Origin of the sequence: Vibrio barjaei, assembly GCF_001639065.2 — a bacterium.
GTDB lineage: Bacteria > Pseudomonadota > Gammaproteobacteria > Enterobacterales > Vibrionaceae > Vibrio > Vibrio barjaei.
This window is the reverse complement of sequence record NZ_LQXO02000005.1, coordinates 101,252-123,785: the sequence shown is the minus strand read 5'-3', so window position 1 is coordinate 123,785 and position 22,534 is coordinate 101,252. Positions and strand designations below refer to the sequence as shown.

The 22,534-nt window shown below is 40.9% G+C and carries 20 protein-coding genes and 1 pseudogene; 11 read left to right on the top strand and 10 right to left on the bottom strand.

Annotated elements, in window-relative coordinates; translation table 11 throughout:
• Positions 1-7 precede the first annotated feature (7 nt).
• Together AWH66_RS01460 and AWH66_RS01455 are read right to left on the bottom strand one after the other, a co-directional pair.
• A complete protein-coding gene (locus tag AWH66_RS01460) occupies positions 8-1,138 on the bottom strand; it encodes an EAL domain-containing response regulator (protein WP_063604940.1) in 1,131 nt (376 codons plus the stop codon).
• A complete protein-coding gene (locus tag AWH66_RS01455) occupies positions 1,131-3,470 on the bottom strand; it encodes an ATP-binding protein (RefSeq protein ID WP_063604939.1) in 2,340 nt (779 codons plus the stop codon). Before AWH66_RS01455 ends, AWH66_RS01460 begins: the two co-directional genes overlap by 8 nt.
• Positions 3,471-3,605: 135 nt before the next feature.
• Between AWH66_RS01455 and AWH66_RS01450 the strand changes: the two genes are divergently transcribed.
• From AWH66_RS01450 to AWH66_RS01430, 5 genes are all read left to right on the top strand, one after another.
• Entirely contained in the window at positions 3,606-4,526 is a 921-nt protein-coding gene (locus AWH66_RS01450) for a LysR family transcriptional regulator (protein WP_063604938.1), read from the top strand.
• Positions 4,527-4,851: 325 nt separating this feature from the next.
• Entirely contained in the window at positions 4,852-5,439 is a 588-nt protein-coding gene (locus AWH66_RS01445) for a fimbrial protein (protein WP_063604937.1), read from the top strand.
• Between the two features lie 73 nt (positions 5,440-5,512).
• Positions 5,513-7,933 carry a fimbria/pilus outer membrane usher protein gene (locus tag AWH66_RS01440; protein WP_063604936.1) on the top strand — a complete coding sequence of 807 codons (2,421 nt, stop codon included), beginning with the start codon at positions 5,513-5,515 and terminating at the stop codon, positions 7,931-7,933.
• A gap of 8 nt (positions 7,934-7,941) precedes the next feature.
• On the top strand, positions 7,942-8,649 hold the full coding sequence (locus AWH66_RS01435) for a fimbrial biogenesis chaperone (RefSeq protein ID WP_031496453.1): 708 nt from the start codon (positions 7,942-7,944) through the stop codon (positions 8,647-8,649).
• On the top strand, positions 8,624-9,523 hold the full coding sequence (locus AWH66_RS01430) for an OmpA family protein (protein WP_063604935.1): 900 nt from the start codon (positions 8,624-8,626) through the stop codon (positions 9,521-9,523). The genes AWH66_RS01435 and AWH66_RS01430 overlap by 26 nt, the downstream gene beginning before the upstream one ends.
• Before the next feature lie 281 nt (positions 9,524-9,804).
• Here AWH66_RS01430 and AWH66_RS01425 read toward each other — a convergent pair whose 3' ends face one another.
• Positions 9,805-10,803 (bottom strand): hypothetical protein, encoded by a 999-nt coding sequence (locus tag AWH66_RS01425; protein ID WP_063604934.1) that lies wholly within the window; start codon positions 10,801-10,803, stop codon positions 9,805-9,807.
• Positions 10,804-11,129: 326 nt separating this feature from the next.
• Between AWH66_RS01425 and AWH66_RS25280 the strand changes: the two are divergent.
• A pseudogene (locus AWH66_RS25280) lies at positions 11,130-11,628 on the top strand (DDE-type integrase/transposase/recombinase); the annotation flags it as partial.
• 122 nt (positions 11,629-11,750) lie between these two features.
• Here AWH66_RS25280 and AWH66_RS01420 read toward each other — a convergent pair.
• The 5 genes from AWH66_RS01420 to AWH66_RS01400 all read right to left on the bottom strand — a co-directional run bounded on the left by AWH66_RS01420 (position 11,751) and on the right by AWH66_RS01400 (position 16,691).
• Positions 11,751-13,802: an RICIN domain-containing protein gene (locus AWH66_RS01420; protein ID WP_240495584.1), complete on the bottom strand. Its 2,052-nt coding sequence runs from the start codon at positions 13,800-13,802 to the stop codon at positions 11,751-11,753.
• The gene (locus AWH66_RS01415; protein WP_063604932.1) at positions 13,789-14,955 is read right to left on the bottom strand and encodes a hypothetical protein; all 1,167 of its coding nucleotides are present in this window, start codon (positions 14,953-14,955) and stop codon (positions 13,789-13,791) included. Before AWH66_RS01415 ends, AWH66_RS01420 begins: the two co-directional genes overlap by 14 nt.
• Before the next feature lie 168 nt (positions 14,956-15,123).
• Positions 15,124-15,414: a hypothetical protein gene (locus AWH66_RS01410; protein ID WP_063604931.1), complete on the bottom strand. Its 291-nt coding sequence runs from the start codon at positions 15,412-15,414 to the stop codon at positions 15,124-15,126.
• Positions 15,415-15,651: 237 nt separating this feature from the next.
• The gene (locus AWH66_RS01405) at positions 15,652-16,146 is read right to left on the bottom strand and encodes a hypothetical protein (protein ID WP_063604930.1); all 495 of its coding nucleotides are present in this window, start codon (positions 16,144-16,146) and stop codon (positions 15,652-15,654) included.
• A gap of 32 nt (positions 16,147-16,178) precedes the next feature.
• Complete coding sequence (locus tag AWH66_RS01400; protein WP_038222203.1) at positions 16,179-16,691, bottom strand: nicotinate-nicotinamide nucleotide adenylyltransferase; 513 nt, start codon at positions 16,689-16,691, stop codon at positions 16,179-16,181.
• A 118-nt stretch (positions 16,692-16,809) separates the two neighbouring features.
• Here AWH66_RS01400 and nadE point away from each other — a divergent pair, with 118 nt between their 5' ends.
• Both nadE and AWH66_RS01390 read left to right on the top strand, forming a co-directional pair.
• Positions 16,810-17,640: an ammonia-dependent NAD(+) synthetase gene (nadE, locus tag AWH66_RS01395; RefSeq protein ID WP_063604929.1), complete on the top strand. Its 831-nt coding sequence runs from the start codon at positions 16,810-16,812 to the stop codon at positions 17,638-17,640.
• A gap of 218 nt (positions 17,641-17,858) precedes the next feature.
• Positions 17,859-18,104 (top strand): HP1242/YdcH family protein, encoded by a 246-nt coding sequence (locus AWH66_RS01390; protein ID WP_006070919.1) that lies wholly within the window; start codon positions 17,859-17,861, stop codon positions 18,102-18,104.
• A 62-nt stretch (positions 18,105-18,166) separates the two neighbouring features.
• On the opposite strand, the gene AWH66_RS01385 is transcribed toward AWH66_RS01390, so the two are convergent.
• Positions 18,167-20,047 carry an MOSC N-terminal beta barrel domain-containing protein gene (locus AWH66_RS01385; protein ID WP_420882855.1) on the bottom strand — a complete coding sequence of 627 codons (1,881 nt, stop codon included), beginning with the start codon at positions 20,045-20,047 and terminating at the stop codon, positions 18,167-18,169.
• Between the two features lie 134 nt (positions 20,048-20,181).
• Between AWH66_RS01385 and pyrC the strand changes: the two genes are divergently transcribed.
• On the top strand, positions 20,182-21,207 hold the full coding sequence (gene pyrC, locus AWH66_RS01380) for a dihydroorotase (protein ID WP_063604928.1): 1,026 nt from the start codon (positions 20,182-20,184) through the stop codon (positions 21,205-21,207).
• A gap of 69 nt (positions 21,208-21,276) precedes the next feature.
• Here pyrC and AWH66_RS01375 read toward each other — a convergent pair whose 3' ends face one another.
• Positions 21,277-21,555: a hypothetical protein gene (locus AWH66_RS01375; protein WP_063604927.1), complete on the bottom strand. Its 279-nt coding sequence runs from the start codon at positions 21,553-21,555 to the stop codon at positions 21,277-21,279.
• Positions 21,556-21,653: 98 nt separating this feature from the next.
• Between AWH66_RS01375 and AWH66_RS01370 the strand changes: the two genes are divergently transcribed.
• A complete protein-coding gene (locus tag AWH66_RS01370) occupies positions 21,654-21,962 on the top strand; it encodes a cysteine-rich CWC family protein (protein ID WP_063605158.1) in 309 nt (102 codons plus the stop codon).
• Positions 21,963-22,058: 96 nt separating this feature from the next.
• Positions 22,059-22,487, top strand: a complete 429-nt coding sequence (locus AWH66_RS01365; protein WP_063604926.1) for an acyl-CoA thioesterase — start codon at positions 22,059-22,061, stop codon at positions 22,485-22,487.
• Positions 22,488-22,534: the final 47 nt, after the last annotated feature.

Genomic DNA, 22,534 nt, shown 5'->3' with positions numbered 1-22,534 from the left:
TAAACCTCTATACTTTTGGGCTTGGTTTACCCAACAAAAAACCCTGACATATATCAAACCTTAGCTCTTGGGCTAATTGAAGCAGGTCATGATTTTCTACTCCTTCTGCCACCGTTTGGATATTCAGTTCTCGACAAACTGAGACTATATTTTTTATCAACGCGTACGTTTTTTCATTTTCATTTCCTGCCAACAAAAGCTGCCTAGATATCTTTAGCTCATGAAACGAAAGATTCGCTAGCTTTCTAAAAGTCGCATGGTCGTCACCAAAATCATCGATTGAGAACTTCACACCAACTAGAGATAACTTGTTGAATGCGTATAGAAATGCACTATCTAACAAGTAACTTCTCCCCTCCGTAATTTCGATAATGATGTTGTTAAATTCAAAACCAAACGATTCGACTAGATCAATGATGGAACTCACCATTCCTGGATTAGAGAAAATATCCGGCGGTGCATTAATAGAAAATGTCACATCGACGTTATTTGATTTCCAGTAACGAATCGCCTTCTCCAAGCTGAGTAAAAAGAGTTGGCAATAGAAGCTTGTTGGTAGGTCATCCGTTAAGAATCGTGCCGCGGGTATCGTGCCTTGTATAGGATGCTCGAAACGAGATAGTACCTCATAACCAACGACTTGCTGTGAATCCAGCGCAACCTTTTTTTGGTAGTAATTCACTATCTGGTTTCGGTATAACGCCGTAAGTAACTCATGCAGTTGAAAGTCGTCATCGAGTCCATTAGGCCGGACACTTTCGCTCAACATCAGTGACTGCAAAGTCTCCTCTAGCGTATCAATACAAAATGGCTTCTGTAGAAAGTTAACGTGTTTAAACCCTAACTGATTCGCCATTAGTACCACCGATTGAGAAAAACCTTGTGCAATAGAGCTGATCATCAAAATCGGTACGGATTTATCAATCGAAGCCAGCCTTTTTATGAAGTCTAAGCCATCACAAACCGGCATATCGACATCACAAATGATAAGTTCAAATGTCTCGGTTGCTAAGATTCTAGACGCAACTTCTCCATTTGCTGCGTGCTGTATCGTGTCGGCTCCTAGATCGTTTAAATAAACGCTGGTTACTTCTCTATCGATGTTACTATCGTCAATCAACAAAACGCTGTTATACATTACTACTTCCAACTTCTCTCAATTTATTTGATAGAACCTCGATCAAGACCTTTTTACCCTCAAGAATCTCCTCAATATTTCTCGATTCTAAACACTGACTCTCTAATTGCCCTGCCACATCGCCCACTTCAAACTCTCCTATTGAGTTAGCTCCACCCTTTATTTTATGAGCGATTTTTCTGATTATCTCTTCATCAACTGCCGACTTTAAAAGATATAAGTCGTTGGTCATTGTTTCTCTAAATACCTGGACCAAGCGCTTCCTTTTATCATCAGATAACGTGGACATATAACTGGATATTTTCTGATTTTTGCCAGATGAAGTTTTGTACTTCGCCTTGTTACTTGATATTACTTCGAATAACCTTTTAACCTCGAAAGGCTTTAAAATAATGTCATCAAAATCGAGCATTTTTCTGCGCAACGACTTCGAATGCTCAGCAGTACAGCCGACGATAGGCTTGTACTTGAATGACGATAAATTCTCTCTCACCCATCTAACTAACGATATTCCATCCATCTTCGGCATGTGGACATCCGTAATCAACATATCGTAGTGCTCTCCATTTACTTGCAACTCCTTTTTTGCCTCAAGGCCATCTGACACAATCACCGCATTAATGCCCAACAGGTCCATTTGCTCACTCAACATATATTGGTTAATAGGATTATCTTCCGCTATTAATACCTTTAGCCCTGCCAAGTTGTTGACACCACCACTAGTAAAGCCTCGATTTTTGGTACCGATCTTTTCTTTACACTTGTAAAATAGATCTGGATAGAAAGGTTCAGTACTAATTTCCCAGATTCCGTACTTTTCGTTGAATCCCATACCCAAACGTTTGTCATTAATCAGGATATAGCTGTCTCTATCATCTTTAGTCGTCAACTCGTCAATAGAGTCGATGATTTTTATGCATTTATCTTTTTCTTCGCATGAAGAGAACCAGTTACTAATATGGGTATTTTGTCCTGTGTAGTTAAAGCATATTTTTGTTTTCTTATACTCGTAACTTTTCAGTGGCAAAGAGATCATGACACTCGAGCCTTCGCCTTCAGTTGAGTTAATCGAGATATAGCCCGACATCAACGTAGTGAGTTTTTTAACGATCGCTAATCCAAGACCTGTGCCACCGTATTTTCGCTCAATTGAATCATCTGCCTGACGAAATGGGTCAAATATCGATTCCAATTTATCTGGGCTAATTCCGATACCCGTGTCATCAACAATAATGCTGATGTTCTCCTTAGTGGCTCGTACCGTAACTTTTATTTTTCCTTGTTCCGTAAACTTAACCGCATTAGAAAGGACGTTGTTGACTATCTGGCTAAGCCTTAAGGCATCCGTTAGGATGAATTCGATCTCACTGCTATCCCATTGAGTTTCAAATACAAGACCCCGTTCTCTCGCTGAGGCTTCATGCAATCGAACCAAGTCTCCTAAAAGGTCAGTATATGAAACAAATTCTTCGACTAAAGAAATGCCTTGGCTATCTAACTTGCTGTAGTCAAGAATGTCGTTAACCAATAATTGCAAGTTCTTCGCCGAGGACATAAGGCTTTTGAGTTTATAGTCATCAGCAATGTTTCGGTTTTCATATGACAACAATTCCAATAAGCCAATCATGGATGCTATTGGTGTCCTTAGCTCATGACTCATTGTCGCCAGAAAACGCTCACGACTTTGCACAGCCTGTTCTGCAAGCCAGTGCGCTTTTTCGAGTGCCGAGCGCTGCTGGTACTCAGAGGTAACATCATCAACAACCGTCAGCATTTTTTGACTGTTTGGTATCGTCCGCTTAGTGACACGGATTTTGTCAATAAAACCAAATTCACATCGTTTTTTATATTGGGCGTTTTTGAGATTGTGAATACTGTCTTCCTGTCCATCTATCTGTTGGTGAATGCCACAACCACCAGACTTTAGACATGAATCATAGTAAGGGCAGTTACACCCCTCTAAACCTTTGTCACTTTCTAGGAATATTAAGCTAGGAAGCTGGGAAATAATATTTTCCGTCCAAGACGGTATTTCATTACGGCCAGTGTCTAATTTCGAACGATTTCTTACCGAGAATACCAATACTGATAGTGCCGAAATTGCTAAACCCAGTGTAATAAGTAGGTACATTCTTACTTCCTCCCGGAGTGAGGACCTCAGACTAAGAAAGTCTTGCCCCAAGAAGCGAATGTAATTTGATTGGCTGAGTCCACTATCACTAGGTTTATCATCTATAGTTAAAGAAAAATCACCAAATGCATATCCTAATGAAGGGATAAGACAGACAGCTATAAAAGCTATAGTCTTAAATGAACTGCATGATTTTCGCATTACATAACGCCTACAAGAAATAATATTCCTTAATCTTATCTTGTTGCGCTAAATTTCGATGTAAGACTGGATGACTCGTCAAGTACGAAATATACTACATGACAGTATGTTCTATTTTTTGAGAGCTCTTAACCTATGAAACAGGTAGAAAACCTTCAGTTACTATATACACTACTTGAAGTATATTACACGCAGAGTTTGTCAGAAGCGGGGCGAAAGCTTGGTAAAACGACGAGTTCCGTAAGTAAGGATATTTCTAAGCTCAGAGAGCAATTAGATGACCCTCTTTTTGTACGTTCAAATAATCGGATGCTTCCTACTGAATATGTCAAAAATATTGCCCCCGAGATAGAACAAATGCTAAGTGACATACGTCACACTTTAACCTCTAGGAATACTATTTCAAATGAAAATTATCGTAAGCCTATAAAAGTAGCTATTACACACATACTAATGGAGCTATATGGTGACGAGATATCACTACAGTTATCAAAACAATTCCCCAGTGCAAAGATCGAACTGATGACATGGGATTCTCAGACAAATCAACACCTTCAAGATGAGAAAATAGATTTTGGCATTCACTTGAATCTTGTTTACCACCCAGGAAAAATTCGATACAAGCGCATTACTGCAACTAAACTTGTTGTGATTTGTCCTCAAGAAGATACTAACAAACCTTTGGAGCAACTATCACAAGAACGTGAATTTATGTTTCTTCGACTCAAAGACTGGAATGATGTTGAGTCCAACTTTTTCGATATAGCAGAAAAGAATGGCATTCCAATAAAACATTCTTTCGTCGTAGATAATTTAAGTACTGCGATGAAATTGGTTAACCAACAGAAGCTATGTTTTATCGTACCAAAAATCATCGCCGACTATTATCGTTCACCACATATATTATGGCAACTTCCTACAAGAGGTATAATCATTGGCCTCTACCATCATGCTCAACAAAATGAAATGTTAACCAATATTTTTTATAACAGCATATCACAGATTCTAAAGTCTCCTCCTTCTACTTGTAGCTTGTTTGAGAGTATTTACGAGTAGTACAAGAGTAAGCTCATTGAATTTTCTTTAGCGAGTGTCCAAAAGGAAACGACTGGTAAAAATCTCTCTGATATAAACCAAACTATTTCTTATCTTTTCTAAAGTAAACTCTTCTAGTTTCAATCAATTATACATCTCCAAAAAACACTAAATACAGTTATCTGACACCTGTGTGAGAATAATACTACAACCAGGCACGTTAATTCTCATCAACATCTTTAAACCGTTAAGTAAAATAGAACATGCCTTTGTTATGGGAGGCAGAAAACTATATCAGTGTTATTAGGTATTATTGTAAATTTCAAATTCCAAAAGGATATATCGAATGAAAAAAAGTGTTCTGATTAAAAGTGTTTTAGCTAGCAGCATATTACTAGTTAGTGCAGGTTCTTACGCCGCTGATGGCACTATTACTTTCAACGGTAAAGTAACTGCTGCTTCATGTACCGTTACTGGTGGTGCAACCGGTGGTGGTAGCGCTTCTACTAATCTAAACGTGACACTGCCAAGCATTACTACAGGAAGTATTGGCACGACTAAAGGTGACTTAGCTGGTATGACAGCATTTACCATCACACTAACCGATTGTAAGAGCCAAACTACCACAGCTGAAAAAATGCGTGTTGCTTTTTCCGGTGTTGGTGATCCAGCAAACCAATACGTACTAAAAAACACAGCTAGCACTACTCCTGCTGGTGGTGTAGGTATCCAACTACTCAAGGAAGATGGCGTTAGTATCATCGATATTAACGGTGGTAGCAATAAAGCTGACGAAACAACGCTTCCAACAAGTGCAGAAACTGCAGAATCTTACATCCTCAATTTCAACGCAGCTTATGTCAATGTAAGTGGCTCTGCACCTACTGCAGGTACCGTAACTTCAGTAGCAAACTACACCATCGAATACAACTAAAGCTTACGCGTTCGCATACCACCCGGAGTCAGTTCCTCTTCGGAGCTGACTCCCTGATTTCTGTCGGTACAGCATGAAGAATCATCAATTTTTAGGCTTCATCGCACTATTGCTTTCATATCAAGTGTTCGGTTCAGACTTCGACTTGAGCTTTATGAATAGCGATATTTCTGGTGAAAAACTTGATACACGCTGGTTTGAACAAGCTATTGCACCTGGTGAGCACATGATCGATGTTGAGCTCAATGGGCTTAGTTCTCAACGTATGCTTGTCGAGTTCAAACAATCTGCTGCCAACGATATCCAACCTTGTCTTTCGAAAATTCAACTGCTGGATTTAAATATTAAACTGCCGGAAGTTGGAAAAAGCTGCTATACCGTCACAGACATCAGCCCGATGGCGACGGCTAACTATATTTCTTCACAATCGCTGCTCGTGCTTACTATACCCGACATTAACATCGAGAAGAAAGACGGTAAATTGAAGACACCTCCATCTAAATGGGATCAGGGTGTCAACAGCGTTAAGCTGAATTACAACTCTTATATTAGCGGAACAAGCAATTCATCCGCCGTTAATGGCTACCTCGGTGTTCAAGGGTTGGCAACATTTGGCATGTGGCGACTCAAAGGCGGCGGTAACCTCTATAAGAATGGCGATGCATTTAGCTCGAACTTGAGTGATTTCTTTGTATATAGAGATATAGATAGCATTACTTCTAGAGCCAATTTCGGTGAAATTCGTTCAAGCAACATCTCCGCGATTAACGGCTCACTACCACTAACGGGCCTTAGTCTTGCTAAAGCAACCGGAATGTATAAATCTCACTGGAATAATTACGTTCCCGTTCTTAAAGATGTCGCCTTAAGTTCGGCCAAAGTTACCGTGCTCCAAAACGGACTCGTACTATACAGTCGCGTTGTGCCACCTGGTGAGTTTGAAATTGATGATCTTGACGTTTCAAGTACAGGTGCCGATTTAGAGCTCGTCATCGAAGAAAGTAACGGTCAAATTCGACGCAGAACTATTCCATTTACTAAGCTACCATCCCTACTTCGTGAGGGCAGCTTTAATTACTCCGTCTCAGCAGGTCAATACCGTAATTCGAACTCTTCTGTTCAGCCAGCGGTATTAACAGGCGGTCTAGAGTATGGACTGGGCGTGATTACGCCTAAATTCTCATCATTACTTTCCGAGCAATATTATTACGGCGAACTGGGCGTGACCTATGACTTAGGCCAATTTGGAGCTATGTCTTTTGAAAGTGGCGCAACACGTTATACGAGTTTTGAGGATAACCAACAACACAGCGGATTTATCTTAAAGAGCTTGTATGCGAAACAATTCTACCGTTCAGCAACCAGTTTACAGTTGGTTGGTTATCAATACCGATCGCCCGATTTTCTAAGCTTCGAAGAGTTTGTCTCTACAGCAAGTGACATGGACAGTAATGAACAGACTCGACTTGGACTGCGTAACCGATTTGAGGTATCGGTGAACCAACCCATTAGTGAAGCAACATTGTACTTATCATATAAGTATGACACCTACCACAATTCATCCTTGAGTGGCACATCACTGTACTCATCTTTGAATTTTAATCTTGGTCGTGTTTCCGTTGGTATGAATTACACGATTAGTGACACTGTGCAAACCAATTATGGTGTGACTAGTGATAAGAGAATTGGTTTATCTCTATCGTTACCATTTGGGGAAAACAACGACTCTAGTGTGGTGTTCTCATCAACACACGAGCAAAACACTGGTGCACTTAATAATCAGTTGTCGTACAACGGTAGAACCGGAAATTACGACTACAGCACGACAGTCAGTCAAACCTCAAATGATACAAAAACTGGCAATACTTCCGTCTCGGCCATGGTAAGAAACTCGACACCTTACGGTCAGTTTTCTGCAAATGTCGAATCTAATGGAGAGACAACGTCAGGGAGTCTCAGCGCCAACGGTGGTTTACTCATCTATGACGGGGGAATTGTTGCAGCTCAGTATCTAGGGGAAACCACCGCAGTTGTAAAGGTGGATGATGCGGAGAATCTGATTGTTAATCACAACCCAACACTCAGGACAAACAAGGACGGTATTGCTGTTATTCCTTACTCAAATGATTACGGCTCTAATAAAGTCTACATCAATGCAGAAGAGAACTCAGACGTTCAATTAGTGGAGTTCAGCAAAAACTACGTTCCAAGACGAGGCTCTACGGTCCTTATAGATCTGAAAGCTCGTGTAGGTAAACGTGTACTGGTGAAACTTAATACAGACGCAAACCTATTTGGAGAACCTGTTGTTTCACTCGATAACCAATCAGATGAGATGTCATTTGTTGGTACTGACAATATTGTTTATCTGTCAGGGATTAAACCTGACCAATCAGCAACTTTTGTTGTTGGTTCTGGTCTTTGTGAATTTTCAATCAGTGTAAGTCCTGACTCTAAAAGTTTGCAGGACATCGTTGAGCGAAGCTGTAATTAGGTACAAATATGTTATTGAGATCGTTATTAGTCATTGTTGTTAGTCTATTTCCAATTATTGAAGCGCACGCGGGAGTGCGCCCTATTAATACTAGGGAGATAATTACAACAACCAAAGAACATCAAGTTGACATCATCAATGATTCTGCAAGTGAATATCTGGTGCAATCTTGGATTGAGGATAGCGATGGCAACACTCGGGACCTGCCGCTAGTACTTACGCCACCTATCTTTAAGCTAGGCGCTAATGAACAAGGTTTTGTGAGAATTCTACCGATTGAAAACAAACTAGCCAAAGATAGAGAGAGCATTTTCTTCCTTTCGGTACAAGAGATCCCTAAGAAAGCGGAAACTGACCAGAACCAGCTAAATATTGCCGTCAGAACTCGGATCAAGGTCATCGTTCGTCCCGACCAATTAGATATGACCGGGCTTCTTGATGCAGCTAAACAGCTGTCTTGGAACATCATTGAAGAAGACGGGAAAAAATACCTTCAATCAACGAACAATACCCCTTATTACCTAAGCCTTGGTCACCTAAAGGTCATTAATGGCAGTGTATCTAAAATACTCGATGATAGGTTCAAAATGACGCCACCTTTTGGTCAACAAAAGTATGCGGTACCTAAGGGAATGGACATTAAAAATATGTCCTTGGAATACGGCATTATCAATGATTATGGTGGTTTAAGTGAAATTCAAACTGTTAACTTTTAGTATCTGTTTAACACTCTCTGCGGGAGCATGGACTGCTCCCGATACCGTTTCTCCCATCAATGACGAGAACGACTATCTTGGGTTTGCCGCGGGCTATCAGCCTACTAATGATTATTTTTCTCCTAACATCATATATGGAGTAAACATAACACCAGACTTGGTAGTTGAATCACGTCTTGGTTATAACAACACACAACTCGATAACAAACACCTGTTAGCTCGAATCTCCTTGTTTGGTCGCTCTCAACTCGATTCTGGCACTGCCCTACTATACGGACCATTCATTCAATATGAAGATGAAACGCATCCATTTAGAACCGGCTTTTCCAGTGTTATTAAACATCATTTAGACAGCGATGTGGCACTGTTTGGCGGTGTATCTGCGGTTATCAAAAAAGAATCGGATGTCAAAGTTCTTCCAGAATTTATATTGGGCATTACTTGGTCAATTCCTGGACCAGAGTCAACTCGCGCTAGACCTCTAGATCCCCGACCTGCTGTAATACAGCAGACATCTGAGAAAGTGGCAGTACAATCAACGCTCCCACCAGAAAGAGCCATTGTCGAAGCAACACATGTGTTCAAAGTAAACTCAAGCTATATAAGCAATGAAAAAGTGCTTAAAGAAAGTATCCAGTGTCTTCACCAACATCCAGATATGAGTATTCGAATTGTCAACAAGCACTCGATAGGCGGAACCGCGGCTTATAATAAATGGTTGGGGCAAAGAAGAGTAGAAAGATTGCGTGTTTTTTATACCGAAAATGGTATTGATAAACAAAGGATGGATATTAAGTCTTCATTTAAAGATCAAGATAAACTTGGCCAACCATTGGTACAGTTCTCGTATTTCGAAACAACCAAAGATAATTAGTACACTCTTCACTACCTCTATTCATACGTAACGTTAAAAGCCTACTTGATAGTAGGCTTTTAATTTCTCCTATGATGTTGGATTCCAAATGTCTTCACGTCAATTACCTGCTATCAGCCAATAATATCGTTGATTGTTTTAGATGATAGTATAAGCCAGACGTAATATGAGAATTAAATTCGATGTAGCCTAAGGATCATAATGACAGAAGATGTGATGATTGAAGCTCTAAAGACCATCAACAATCACTATCCGTGACTGTTGATGTAAGAAAGAAGAAACTAGTTATATCTAACCGTAATTTGCGTTTGAAAGCTAAAATTCCCGTATCCCGATGACGATCCCAATTGGAATTTAGCACGCATTGGAATAATGAAGTTGCTTCCTTGAGCATCGTTACTAAACTCGTACATTGTAGAGAACAACATCTGCGATTCCGCGCCAAGATTGTTGAAAATGTTCATTATCACCATCTGATTATTACCATTATATACCAATGTGCCTTTATCAGTACTAAGTGTCACATTAGTCATATTAACTGGCGTGACGGTTAACTGTACATTGTTTTGCATAACTGACTTATCTACACAATTAAGAGCTATATTAAAATAACTACTGACTTCATCTCGCACTCCTTTGACAAGCGCCGGAACTTCAACATTTGTAGGATGGGTTACATTGCAAGAAGCGTTATAAACCGGGATTGGGCCAGAATCAGGTATCGTGGTCGGGCTAAAATAGCCATAATCAATCGACGTGTTATATATAAAAGAAGCTAACCTAAATGGGTTTGCTAAGTTCAAAGTTACAGACGTTGCATCGCTAATCTCACCAGATTTGATGACATCAAACATTGGCTGACTAAAAGTCCCGCTTATATTTTGGTTATTTGTATAATCTGGCTTTTTGAACTGCTTGATTAGTAACTCATTATTGAAGCTTGCAACCATATGTACTAAGAATTTTGACTCCAAAACAATACCACTTACGTTACTTCTAAACCGTCCGTTACTGATAAAACTATTCCCAGCGCCTCTTGTCCCTACCTGAAGTACAACGCTATTGTTTGTAATAGAACTTGTCCTGCAGGAATAGTTAGCGGAAAATACTAGTTGTCCTAAGACCTCTCCATCCTTATATATATCATTGGAACTTGGTAAATTTACTCCGGTGTATGTGAGTTTCTGGTTTGAATAAGTACATTCTCCAAGACTAAGTGCAAAGACTTGATGGCCATATACTAATGGCATAAGAAAAAGTAATAACTTGATTATTTTCATAGAATCTAGGTCCGATTAAAGCCTCAGAATAGCCTTATATTATATATTCCGCGGACATAGGTTTAAGTGCGATTTTTCTTACTTGAGCGTCAGTATTTTCTCTACATTTAAACAATCAAAATGTCATGAATATTAAAAGGCTCCTAAAAATGTTAGGAGCCTATATTTCTGTTGTGCTTTAGCCCACGTGAGCTGGGTTATCAACTGACCGAGCCCAACAAACAAAACTACATTAGAAAGCGGTTTTAATCCCCAAACCTTAGTTGTAAACCACTAACCAACCAACCATTGGACCAAACGTTCAAACCTTTGACCTCCTGCCCCGCAAGCACTGGATGAAAAAGCACCCCAACTTGCTTAAAGAGTATGAGCCTCAAAATCCAGAGGAAATGCTAGTGAGTGATATCACTTACCTACAATCTGAGGAGGGGGTTCACTATCTATCATTGGTAACTTATGCGTTCAATCGAAAAATCATGGGATATGAGCTGAGCAAACAGATGTCGTACAGGCACTCGATATGGCCTTAAAGAATCGGAATATCATTGTTCGAGTATCCACCACTCTGACCGTGGCCTTCAGTATTGCTCAAGGGTTTATCAAGAAAAGCTGAAAGCGGGCGACATAAAATCGTCGATGACAGATGGATATGACTGCTATCAAAGTGCTTTAGCAGAAAGAGTGAATAGCATACTAAAGCAAGAGTTCTTACTTAATCGATGTAAGGAGCTCGAGGAGCTTAAATATCTCCTAAAAGAGTCAATCACTATCTATAACAGGATGAGGGCGCATCTCAGCCTCTGGATGAAAAAAGCCAACAGTGTCAGATGTTGGCTTGATGAAATACTGTCAACGTATTTTAGGTCGAGACATAATTATAGATTAAGGGGTGTAATTCATAATCATTTGAAGTATCGCTTGCTATAACATGCCTTAAAATAAACATTCTAAAGATTACGTATTACAAACTGTTGATCCCCTGAATTTGGTGAGCAGTCCCATAGAGTTAACGTTGGATTGCCTTCCGAATCTCGCCGATGCTGATCTACATCTAAACAACGACGTGCTCCACCTAATAAAGTTCGAATTGTCTTATCCGCCCCAAATTCCCACTTTTGGTTACTTCCACTATGACACTGATATGCAATCACAGGTTGACGATGCCCATTATGAGCCCCAAAAACATCCAAGCAGTAGTCAGTTCCTTCCACCTTAATTTGCTTTGTTACTCCATTATAAGTGAATGCCTGAGCACCACTTCCATGACAATTTCTCTCAATTATTAGATTATTCTTCGAACTTGCTCCACCTCTAAAATCAAAACAACCATTATAGAGGCTATTGTAGACCGAAATGGACTCGCTCTTGTTTATCGACACATTACCACTTTGCACCCACTGATTATTGATATAGGTAACGACTAAAGTTTCACCACGTTTAGGTGTGTAAGTTGTATCACCATTAACCACATTAAAGTGGTACGTAGATTTACGCTCAAACTTCAAACGGGTGAATTCTGGAACGCCCTCAGGAAGTACAAAGTTTCTAGTCCAATGCCCATCAGACGTGACCAGGTGTAGATCGCCCTTCTCAGTGATGAGTTTTTTTAATGCCAGGCTACTGTTTTCGAGACTGCGTAACAGCGTATTACCGTTGACTAGGTAAAAACTGTAGTTTTTATCTACGGAAATACTAAACGACTTTGCGCGATCATTTGGATAGACAGAGCCAGTCCAAAATCGTGCTTGGTTGTAAGTTCCGAGCTTACTGTTACCACTAAGGTCAGAGTATAAAGTAATCGTTAGACCCGGATGCATTGTGATGGTAGAGAGCGTACGCTGAAGTCCAGATTTCAGCGGGGTAAGTTCCTCGATTTTCTCTCCAACTTCTACACACTGGCTGATTGCTCGCTCGAATTCACCATAATGCAACGCATGGTGCTGAAAGAAACAACCATAAGTGTCATCTCTCTCAAGAAAAACGTGTTTACCCTTATCCCCAACTGTATTACCTAGGTAAGTAGCGGATTTATTCCATGTGTCGTTAATCGTTGAATTATGACCTGAAAAATTACCGACCGTTGCTCGGTACCCTGATTTGATAGTAAGGCTGCTCGAATCTACCAATCCATAATTTGCCATTAAGTGTGGAAACTTCGGAGAGGTCATATCCTTAGAATGGTTTATCTCTTCTTCATCGAAGCACTTCTTGTTGCCCTTATAATTGGGGTGCTGATACAAGCATAGGACAGATTCTTCAGGCTCCGGTTCTACAGGAGAACTATCAATTTCATAACTTGGTGTACATGATTCAATGTAAGTCGGCTCATCTAAATAGAAACCACCGACCGAACACGCTTTAATGGTCTTCATATTAGACTCAATAGACGGCAGCGTGAGGAAAATTGAAGGTTGGCTGTAGCTGATCATATTCATTACCACATGACCATGTTGATCGAGTTGTTCGGTGTAGTGAAAACCAAACCTTCCACTAATAATATCGAAGTTACTTATCGAGGTAGCAGGTTCCTCATATTTTAACGAATCATTATCGAGTACGCGCACCGTTAGATTAGCGGTATTTCCCGCAGTGAACTTAGGCGACGAAGCTGACCTTAACGCATGGCTAGTCGACCATGATTTCGAACAGGTTGCTGTTTGTTCACTTGACACACAAAAACGTATATCTTTCATCGAACTGTTGGGAATTAAATAAGGTTTCGTGGAAATAGTTTTTCCTTCTTTGTTCACCCATTTAAGTTCAATAAGCTTATCGCCGACATAGTTTGTTGCAAGCTCATTATTTATTCTACCTAACAATATTTCACTGTCTTCAACTTTACTTTCAATATCAACTGACATTGCGTAAGCACTTCCTAAAGGGCCAATTGCACCCAAGAGGAACAATAACGATGTTTTATTCATCATTAACTCCAATTTTGGTTTTATTATTTCCAAAGCTTTTAAAAAATCAGACGTAAATCTTTTATTTAGACTCATCTTTAACAATACAACTTAGATATCCGTTATAGACCTCGCTCGGGGCAATTTGGGTTGTATTGGTGCCTGAGATAGATACTGTTTCAGCCCAAGTAATTCCAGAAAAGGTAAACGGACCGTTAGTCGTTGTAGTATTGGTCCAATAATTAGTCATTCCAGGCCAGGTATCATCAAATATCGATGTGTTTTGAGCGAGAGACTTTAGTTCACTACTTGTTGGTGGGGTGGCGTTTGGCGAAATGTATTTACAGTAGCTTTCAACAAGATTGATACCTGTATTGGTCAAACGTGGTGATGCTACATACGTTTTACTTCCAACGGTTTCCTGCAGGTAGTTTTGACCAGGGAACAACAGAGTGAATTGCTCTTTTGTTGGCGGCTGTACCCAATTACCAAGGTTTTCCGGCCTTTCTGTTACAAGTCTAGTACTGCAAGACGAAGGTTCGATTGTCGGACTCGCCCCATGGGAAGATAAGCCAAAAGTGCAAAGACTAACCAAAGGTACCAATGAAAGGTTCAACTGTGAGATTGTTGTGTTATAACTTGTAGATTGATTGGAGGTATTATGAGTAAAACCTGGCAAACGAGAGGTTGACTGAAGTACTGTAGTATCAGACTTCAGTGTATAAAATAGATCTGTGACATATGGAGAGCCAGATGGTAATTCATCTATACTTGCTGCTCCAATGTAATCAACACTTAATTTGATTTTTACCGAGGTATCTTCGTCATTGATAATCTCTTCATTGGTTATAGTATTATTCACCTCCCAGTAATCATTAATATCGGTAATAGCTGCTCTGCTGCTTCGCTGCTGAACATTGTTATCACCAAATTTAGTAATTATCTTTAACGTATTTGAACAGTTAAAATCACCTTCTTCAATCAAACAGAGTTTTATGTCTTTATTTGCATCACTCTCACTTGGAGTATAAGCCACTCCCTTAGATTTGATTTTATCATCGACCATCCAAACATAGTCATTAATACTACCATCTTCTTTATAGTGATAGATTAAGTCTGAATTATCTGACGCAATAATAGGAAATCCTACAGTTGTAAACTCACCTCCTCTTGTTACTGATTCAATTTCAAGCCCATAAACTAAAGACGAACTTACTAAACTACCAAATACTAATATGTAGTTTCTCATACTTACCTCATATTTAAGATTCAATGTAAATCGAAACGACTTACATATCCAAGCTTAAACACAAGAAAATAACAAACCATCCTATTATTAGGTGTTAATTATTATTAGCTTAAAACAGAGATCAATATCACTTAATTGGCTTTAATATTTAAGTAGTAACTCTATTTATCAGATGTAGCTGACGATAAGAACAGACGCACTTTCGACTGTGCGCTCATTAAAGACTTCGATTTTTTCAGCTGTATACTCAACACAGTTATTTGATTTCTTTTGTTTCTTGACGGAGAAATCCCTTACATTTAACGCACAAGGTTCCTGCATGATCTTTCCTCTAAAGGTAATTTGGCCGTTAACAGGTTTGCTGTTCACTTTCGAAGCCTCGTCAATTGGATTATTTAACGTACTTTCTGACAGCGCAGATGTAGAGGTTAAAAGCAAAAACAATGATAAATACTTCATTTCTTACACTCCTTATATTTTTCCTACACCTATTATTTAGCAAACATTCTCACGTAAGCAAGTTATTTCTTACACATAAATAGATTAATAAATATTATTTTTCTCACAATTCACTAAGTAATTATTTAATATGAATATTTTTTGAGAGGAAATTAGTACTTATGTAGGAAGCAGATTACTGAAGTAATCTGCTTTAAAGAGATTGGATAGTAATGAAGAGAGTCGCCTTCCTAGGTATTAAAATGGCACTTCCACCTGCATCATCATGTCACCTTGATAGTCTTGATGCCAACGGTAGTCCAAGCGTAAACGTGGTTCTTTGCCTTTTTCACCAAAGCCAAAACCGAAATGAAGCCCCTGTGCCATCAGCCATTCTTGCATCGACATTTCGTCTTTATGGCGAGCGATTTCCTCAGGTACCCATAAACCAATACCAACAAAACTATTTTCTATGCTACCTGTTAGCACAGGTTCGGATTCTTGCGTAAGAAGCCATTGATCCCAATAAGAATCTTGTAGAGAGTTGATGGGAGGTTCGTCTTCTATTAAACCACCAAGCGTAATAACTTGGTTGCCAATATAGTTGAAGGGCTTAGAAATAAGCGAGCAGAAAGACTCTTCCTCCGTCGCTTTTAACACAACAGATTTGTTCGTTTTACTCTCACAAAATGCGAATGCGAGAGGACTATTCACCACTACCACTAAAGCAATACAACTCCATCTTGCTTTCATTTTTTTATTTTTCGTCCTTGTTATAATCTTTATCAATATAGCTTATGTGCGACCAAATGTTGAGCGACGCTAAGCGTCGTTAAGTGATCTACATTCAAACCTTGTGACAAACTATATCGTATCGTCGTCGAGCGGATCTTCACTTTTTCAGGGCAAGCGAGAATGGACCACCGCTCAACAATGTCTTGCGCTTTATAAAACTTACTAAAGCTGAAGAAATTGTCGGGACCAACAACAAAAGTTAGTTCAGCTTCTGGGTACCTTTTTTCTAACGCCTCTAATACAGCAAAAGTTGTCACCGAGGTACCTGGTTCGTAAAGAGACTCTTCAATGTTGGAACGTTCAACATTGGCTTGTCCAATGTCGGAGATAAACATGTCCACTAACTGACAACGTATGCTGTAATCGAGCATACTTTTTCCCCATGCATGAGAGATACTAGGAACTAATAATACTTTGTCAAAATGATTCAGAGATTGAATAACACTCTTATGGCCAAAGCTAGGGGGATTAAAAGCGCTACCAAATATCGCTATTTTTGTCATATGTATCTCAATAAATCGTCTCTCTGCATAGATTGACCCTAACTGTAACTTTTTTTCAGCGATTTTCGTAGGTATCATACGAGAAAATATTTTTTGCTTGCAGGAAAAGGGATCCCACATGGAACAACTAATTCGAGACGAAATGCGCGTGCTTCCGTCTATTGACCCACGCTTTGAGATTGAGCGCCGCGTTGCTTTTATCAAGTCAAAACTTCAGCAATCTGGCTGCAAATCGATCGTCCTGGGTATCAGTGGTGGTGTTGACTCAACAACTTGTGGTCGCCTTGCTCAACTTGCAGTGAATGAACTGAATGCAGAAAGCAATTCTAGCGACTATCAGTTTATCGCTGTTCGCCTACCTTATGGTGAACAAAAAGATGAAGACGAAGCACAACTAGCCTTATCTTTCATTGAACCAACTCATTCTGTTTCTGTGAACATTAAAGCGGGTGTTGACGGTTTGCACGCCGCTTCACATATTGCGCTAGAAGGCACAGGTCTACTTCCAGAAGAAAGCGCAAAAGTCGACTTCGTAAAAGGTAACGTAAAAGCTCGTGCTCGCATGGTTGCTCAGTATGAAATCGCAGGATACGTGGGTGGTTTAGTGCTAGGTACAGACCACTCGGCAGAAAACATTACTGGTTTCTACACCAAATTTGGCGACGGCGCTTGTGACCTTGCCCCGTTATTTGGCCTGAGCAAACGCCAAGTTCGTGAAGTAGCAGATACCCTTGGCGCGCCAGAGCAACTCGTTAAGAAAACACCAACTGCAGATCTGGAAGAACTCGCACCACAAAAAGCGGACGAAGATGCGCTCAACCTGACTTATGATCAGATTGACGATTTCCTCGAAGGTAAGCCTGTATCACAAGAAGTCAGCGATCGCCTCGTTGCCATTTATAAAGCAACACAGCATAAACGCGAGCCAATCCCAACGATCTACGACTAAGTTGATTTCCTTCATAGAGCCAGCAATTATTTGCTGGCTTTTTTTAACCCTGTGATTTACCTCTCTGAAATCAGATCTTGCCATCGCTCAACTTTTAATCAGCTTAAAGATGTGCCATTGTTATAACAGCACTAGTGATCACAAGTGCCGTTGGCGCCCAGAGTCACTTGTGCGAATGCCCAAGCGAAAACTATTGTTCACCAATAAAAGGGGTTGCTATGTTAGGCGAAGATCACTCTCTTCTGAAGGAATTTCCAGAGCATCAAGACGTTATTCATGCCCTTGCGGCAAGCGATGAAGGCTTTGCAGCTGACACGAAAAACTACAACGCGCTGGATAAAGAAATTCGTGTGTTAGAACTGAACGGTTCTCCTATCGAAGATACCGAAATGCATCAACTGAAACACAATAGAGCGGTACTAAAAGATTCGTTGCATCAACGTATAGTGAGTGCTTCAAAGTAGGCAATAAATAGAAAGTCGGTGCCAGTTGGACACTGGCACCAAACAGCCTCTCAATTCTTTATTTAACTGACAATATCCACATCTGTCTGTGGCACTGCACAACAGGCTAAAATCTTTCCTTCTGCAATTTCACTGTCTTGAATCGCCGGTACATCAGGTTGATGAACTAGGCCCGACTCTACCGTAACCTTACACGCGCCACAAAACCCCGCGCGGCAACTGTGAGCAACTGCAAGACCGGCTTTTTCTGCTTGCTCTAGAATCGTTTGCTGATTGTTCCCCTCAAACACCGTACCATCTAAACTAATTTGCACGGTTTTGACCACTTGTTCCGTTGCAGTAGCGACCCCAAAAGCCTCTTGGTGATAGTGATCTTCAGATAGTCCTTTCTTCAACATCAAGTTTTTGGCTTTTTGCATAAAACCGTCAGGTCCACAAACGAAAACTTGTCTCTCTGTCAGGTCGGCAATTTGTTTTAGATGAGACAAACTAAAACGTCCTTTTAACCCCTGCCAATCCTCTGATGGTTGTGTCAGTGCCAATATCACCGTGAGATTTTTATTTTGCTTCTCTAGGCTTTTCAACTCATTCGCAAACGGGATATCAGCGTAAGTTGAACATTGATGGTAGAACACCACATCTCGTATATCGTTTTGGTCGGTAAGGTCGCGTAGCATCGACATCATCGGAGTTACGCCACTTCCTGCAGATAGTAATAACAGCGGCTCATGTTCAGAGTTGGCAATATGGAATGAACCGTTAGGCTTATCAGCAATCAAGGTGTCACCTACTTGAAAATGGTCAAACAGCCAATTCGATACTTCTCCACCATCAACTCGTTTCACCGATATCGCTAAGCGCCCAGGACGACTTGGACTTGATGATAAGGTATACAAGCGCTTCACCGCTTTACCATCCATATTGAGTTCTATCGGTAGATGTTGGCCTGCTTTGTAGCTTGGCATTGCACCTTTCTGAGGCTCTAACCAAAAAGTTTCAAAATTCCTCGCGACATGCTCTCGCTCGACACAAACGAATTCTTGTTTATTCGCATCCAGATCCTCGTAGTACTCTTTGTCTTTGTATTCCAGTACTTCGATAGCATCACCAGTGCGAATCATGCCCTCATTCTTTGCCACAAGGTTTTGACCAAAGAACACGCCACCGCGTTCATTGGCACGGAAGCGTGAGAAGGTCGTTAGCGGTTCTTTACTGGCTCTGAATTCTGCTTTTTCGACATCAACCGTAGTTAGAATGCAACGCTCACATGGCTTTACAGCTTCAAACTCCACATCACCGATCTTAATTCTCTTCCATGAGTCCTCGATAAATGGCTCGTCTGAGTCAACCACTAAGTTGGTTCTGAATTGCTCCATACTATGTACTTCACTGCTTCGCTTATTCAATTCCGCTAGTGAACCGGAGCTAATGATGAGTAAAGGATAGCCGTCTGCAAAGCTCACATTATGACCCAGCTTTTCTCTTACCCGATTTGATTGCTCGCCAGTGAAAAGTAGCTCAACCCTTTGATTCAATACTTCACTGAACCAATCATCCGCTTCATCTGTTGTCGTGTAAGCAGAGAAACTGTCCGCCCATACCGTAGCGGCCGTATCCTGCATTTTAAATGTACTGTATTGCAGCTTTAAAGGAGGCAGTCCAGGGTAAGTGAAGATAATACCTGTTGGTAGAAGGCTGGATGACACTTTTACCATGTTAGGGTATTTGCGTGCGGTCACCATTGAACCATCCGCCAATGCCACCATAAAACGACGGTCAAAACAAAGCCCTTGTTTTTCGACCCATGAAGAGGAAAGAGAAATACCTCCAACTGACTTAACTGGATAGATATTGATTTGGGAAAGCAGAGTAGATTTTGCCACGACTGAGCCCTTTTTGTTATGTCCATTTGCAGAGCTCAATGTTAACGCCTTTTTGCACATTGTCCCAGAAACATAGTGAAATCTAAGTCGTTTTCCTCTATCATCCTGTCGCCTAAACGTAAGCGATTGCATTCACATTTTTCGCTGCCGTTTAGGCTCCGTTTCAAGAAGAATCTAACTTGGTGGGAGCCCAAATGACTACATTGACTATTACTCGTCCTGACGACTGGCACGTTCACCTTCGCGATGGCGAAGTACTAAAAGATACCGTTCGTGACATCAGTCGCTACAACGGCCGCGCATTGATCATGCCTAACACTATCCCACCGGTCACTGACACTGAAATGGCGCTAGCGTATAAAGCGCGCATCATGGCCGAAAAACCATCTGAGCAGTTTGAGCCTCTAATGGCGCTGTACCTAACTGACAACACCTCTCAAGAAGAAATTCGTAAAGCCAAAGCGGCAGGTGTGGTAGCAGCAAAGCTGTACCCAGCAGGTGCAACAACAAACTCAGATTCTGGCGTGACTTCAGCAAAGAACATCTACTCTGTTTTAGAGACAATGGAAGAAGTTGGAATGCTACTTTTGGTCCACGGTGAAGTGACGACTCACGACGTTGACATCTTCGACCGTGAAAAAGAGTTCCTCGATACGGTACTGGCTCCAATCGTTAACGACTTCCCTAACCTTAAGATTGTTCTTGAACATATTACGACAGCCGATGCCGCTCAGTTTGTTAAAAATGCTAACGACAACGTAGCAGCAACAATTACCGCACACCACTTGATGTATAACCGCAACCATATGCTTGTTGGCGGTATCAAGCCACACTTCTACTGCCTACCAATTCTAAAACGCGGTACGCATCAACAAGCGTTAGTAGAAGCGGCAACCAGCGGAAGTAAGAAGTTCTTCTTAGGTACTGACTCTGCACCACACGCTAAAGGCAAAAAAGAAGCCGCTTGTGGCTGTGCTGGCTCATACACCGCTCACGCAGCAGTAGAGCTATACGCAGAAGTATTCGAGCAAGAAGGCAAACTAGAGAATTTAGAAGCGTTCGCAAGCCACAACGGCCCAGACTTCTATGGACTACCACGTAACACAGACACTATCACGCTAGAGAAATTTGAATGGAACGTGCCAGAAACCATGCCATTCGGTAATGATATTGTTGTACCTATCCGTGGCGGTGAAACGGTCAACTGGCAAGTGAAGTAATTTTTACTAATGTACTAATCGTCAAGGCTCCCATTCTCAATGGGAGCCTTTTTTATTGATTAGGGAACGTTACTGAATGGGCAGAGACGTCATCCCAAAATGAATCGCTACTGGCAAAATTAAAGCTTGAATGAACAAGATAAAACTAACATTGCGGCTTTTTACTCGCACCAAAATCGGTGACAGTGCAAACAGCAGCAAACAGATTGCCGTTAAGGTGGAGTTGTCCAAATAGAGCCACAACACTAAATATCCACTTAACAAAGTGAGCGCTATGTTGGAGAATGCAAGCTTACGAGCTAAGGCGAGAATAAACATCACGCCAATAATTAAAAAGAGTGTCGTCATTTATTTTTTTGCAAATGATAATTATTACCATTTAATTCTAACGCTCTAGAACAAACTGTGCAACCTATTGATTTAAATCTATGACTAAAACTATTGCTATCGCCACTCCCTGTAAAGCCGCCTGTAAAAATGAAGGTGGCATGTGTTCTGGTTGCTTTCGTACCATGGACGAGTTGTCCGCATGGCGTTTAATGGAAGAAGAAGAACGCGATGACAAAATGCAGCAGTTAACAGGTTCTACAACCACACACGTTTGCCCCAAATGTGGAGAACCCGCTTATTGTGACATCTCGGCTGGCCACGATACCTGTTGGTGTTTTGAACTGGACAAGCGCGATACGTCTTCCATCGAAAAATCCAATCTGTGTTTGTGCCGAAAATGCCTCTCAACCCTACCTATTGAATAGACCCCCAAACGGGGTACTCAACTTCGCACCGTTAATGTTGCATTATTGTTAATTCCAAAATAGAGTAAATGCACAAACTTAATAAGGGATAACAATATGGAATTGTTGCTTAAGGACTACTCTGTCGTTACGGAGATCCCTGTCGCTTGGGGCGAAATGGATGCACTTAATCACGTCAATAACGTAGTGTATTTTCGATACTTTGAAACCGCGCGACTCGACTACTTCAGTCACATTAATCTAATGGAAGACATGGCAGTCACGAATATAGGCCCGGTACTTGGGGAAACCTATTGCCGCTATAAACTGCCTGTAACCTACCCCGATACATTACTTGTCGGATCTCGAATTACTGAGGTACAAGAAGACCGCTTTAAGATGGAATATCAAGTGGTCAGCAAGAAGCTTGGCAAAGTCACCACGACGGGGACAGCTACGATCGTCATGTTTGATTTCACCACCAATCAAAAAGCCCTGATTTCTGACAAACTCATGTCAGCGATTGAACAAGCAAACCGCGATTAAACGCCATCAAACGAACCGTTTGGACCGCTAGCTCAGTGGTCCGAAAA

Coding starts and splice junctions, on each gene's coding strand:
- AWH66_RS01405 (WP_063604930.1), bottom strand. CDS start 16,146: ATGAAAGCAAGATGGAGTTGTATTGCTTTAGTGGTAGTGGTGAATAGT.
- AWH66_RS01400 (WP_038222203.1), bottom strand. CDS start 16,691: ATGACAAAAATAGCGATATTTGGTAGCGCTTTTAATCCCCCTAGCTTT.
- pyrC (WP_063604928.1), top strand. CDS start 20,182: ATGACTACATTGACTATTACTCGTCCTGACGACTGGCACGTTCACCTT.
- AWH66_RS01420 (WP_240495584.1), bottom strand. CDS start 13,802: ATGAGTCTAAATAAAAGATTTACGTCTGATTTTTTAAAAGCTTTGGAA.
- AWH66_RS01375 (WP_063604927.1), bottom strand. CDS start 21,555: ATGACGACACTCTTTTTAATTATTGGCGTGATGTTTATTCTCGCCTTA.
- AWH66_RS01385 (WP_420882855.1), bottom strand. CDS start 20,047: ATGTGCAAAAAGGCGTTAACATTGAGCTCTGCAAATGGACATAACAAA.
- AWH66_RS01455 (WP_063604939.1), bottom strand. CDS start 3,470: ATGCGAAAATCATGCAGTTCATTTAAGACTATAGCTTTTATAGCTGTC.
- AWH66_RS01410 (WP_063604931.1), bottom strand. CDS start 15,414: ATGAAGTATTTATCATTGTTTTTGCTTTTAACCTCTACATCTGCGCTG.
- nadE (WP_063604929.1), top strand. CDS start 16,810: ATGGAACAACTAATTCGAGACGAAATGCGCGTGCTTCCGTCTATTGAC.
- AWH66_RS01425 (WP_063604934.1), bottom strand. CDS start 10,803: ATGAAAATAATCAAGTTATTACTTTTTCTTATGCCATTAGTATATGGC.
- AWH66_RS01445 (WP_063604937.1), top strand. CDS start 4,852: ATGAAAAAAAGTGTTCTGATTAAAAGTGTTTTAGCTAGCAGCATATTA.
- AWH66_RS01390 (WP_006070919.1), top strand. CDS start 17,859: ATGTTAGGCGAAGATCACTCTCTTCTGAAGGAATTTCCAGAGCATCAA.
- AWH66_RS01365 (WP_063604926.1), top strand. CDS start 22,059: ATGGAATTGTTGCTTAAGGACTACTCTGTCGTTACGGAGATCCCTGTC.
- AWH66_RS01450 (WP_063604938.1), top strand. CDS start 3,606: ATGAAACAGGTAGAAAACCTTCAGTTACTATATACACTACTTGAAGTA.
- AWH66_RS01440 (WP_063604936.1), top strand. CDS start 5,513: ATGAAGAATCATCAATTTTTAGGCTTCATCGCACTATTGCTTTCATAT.
- AWH66_RS01415 (WP_063604932.1), bottom strand. CDS start 14,955: ATGAGAAACTACATATTAGTATTTGGTAGTTTAGTAAGTTCGTCTTTA.
- AWH66_RS01460 (WP_063604940.1), bottom strand. CDS start 1,138: ATGTATAACAGCGTTTTGTTGATTGACGATAGTAACATCGATAGAGAA.
- AWH66_RS01435 (WP_031496453.1), top strand. CDS start 7,942: ATGTTATTGAGATCGTTATTAGTCATTGTTGTTAGTCTATTTCCAATT.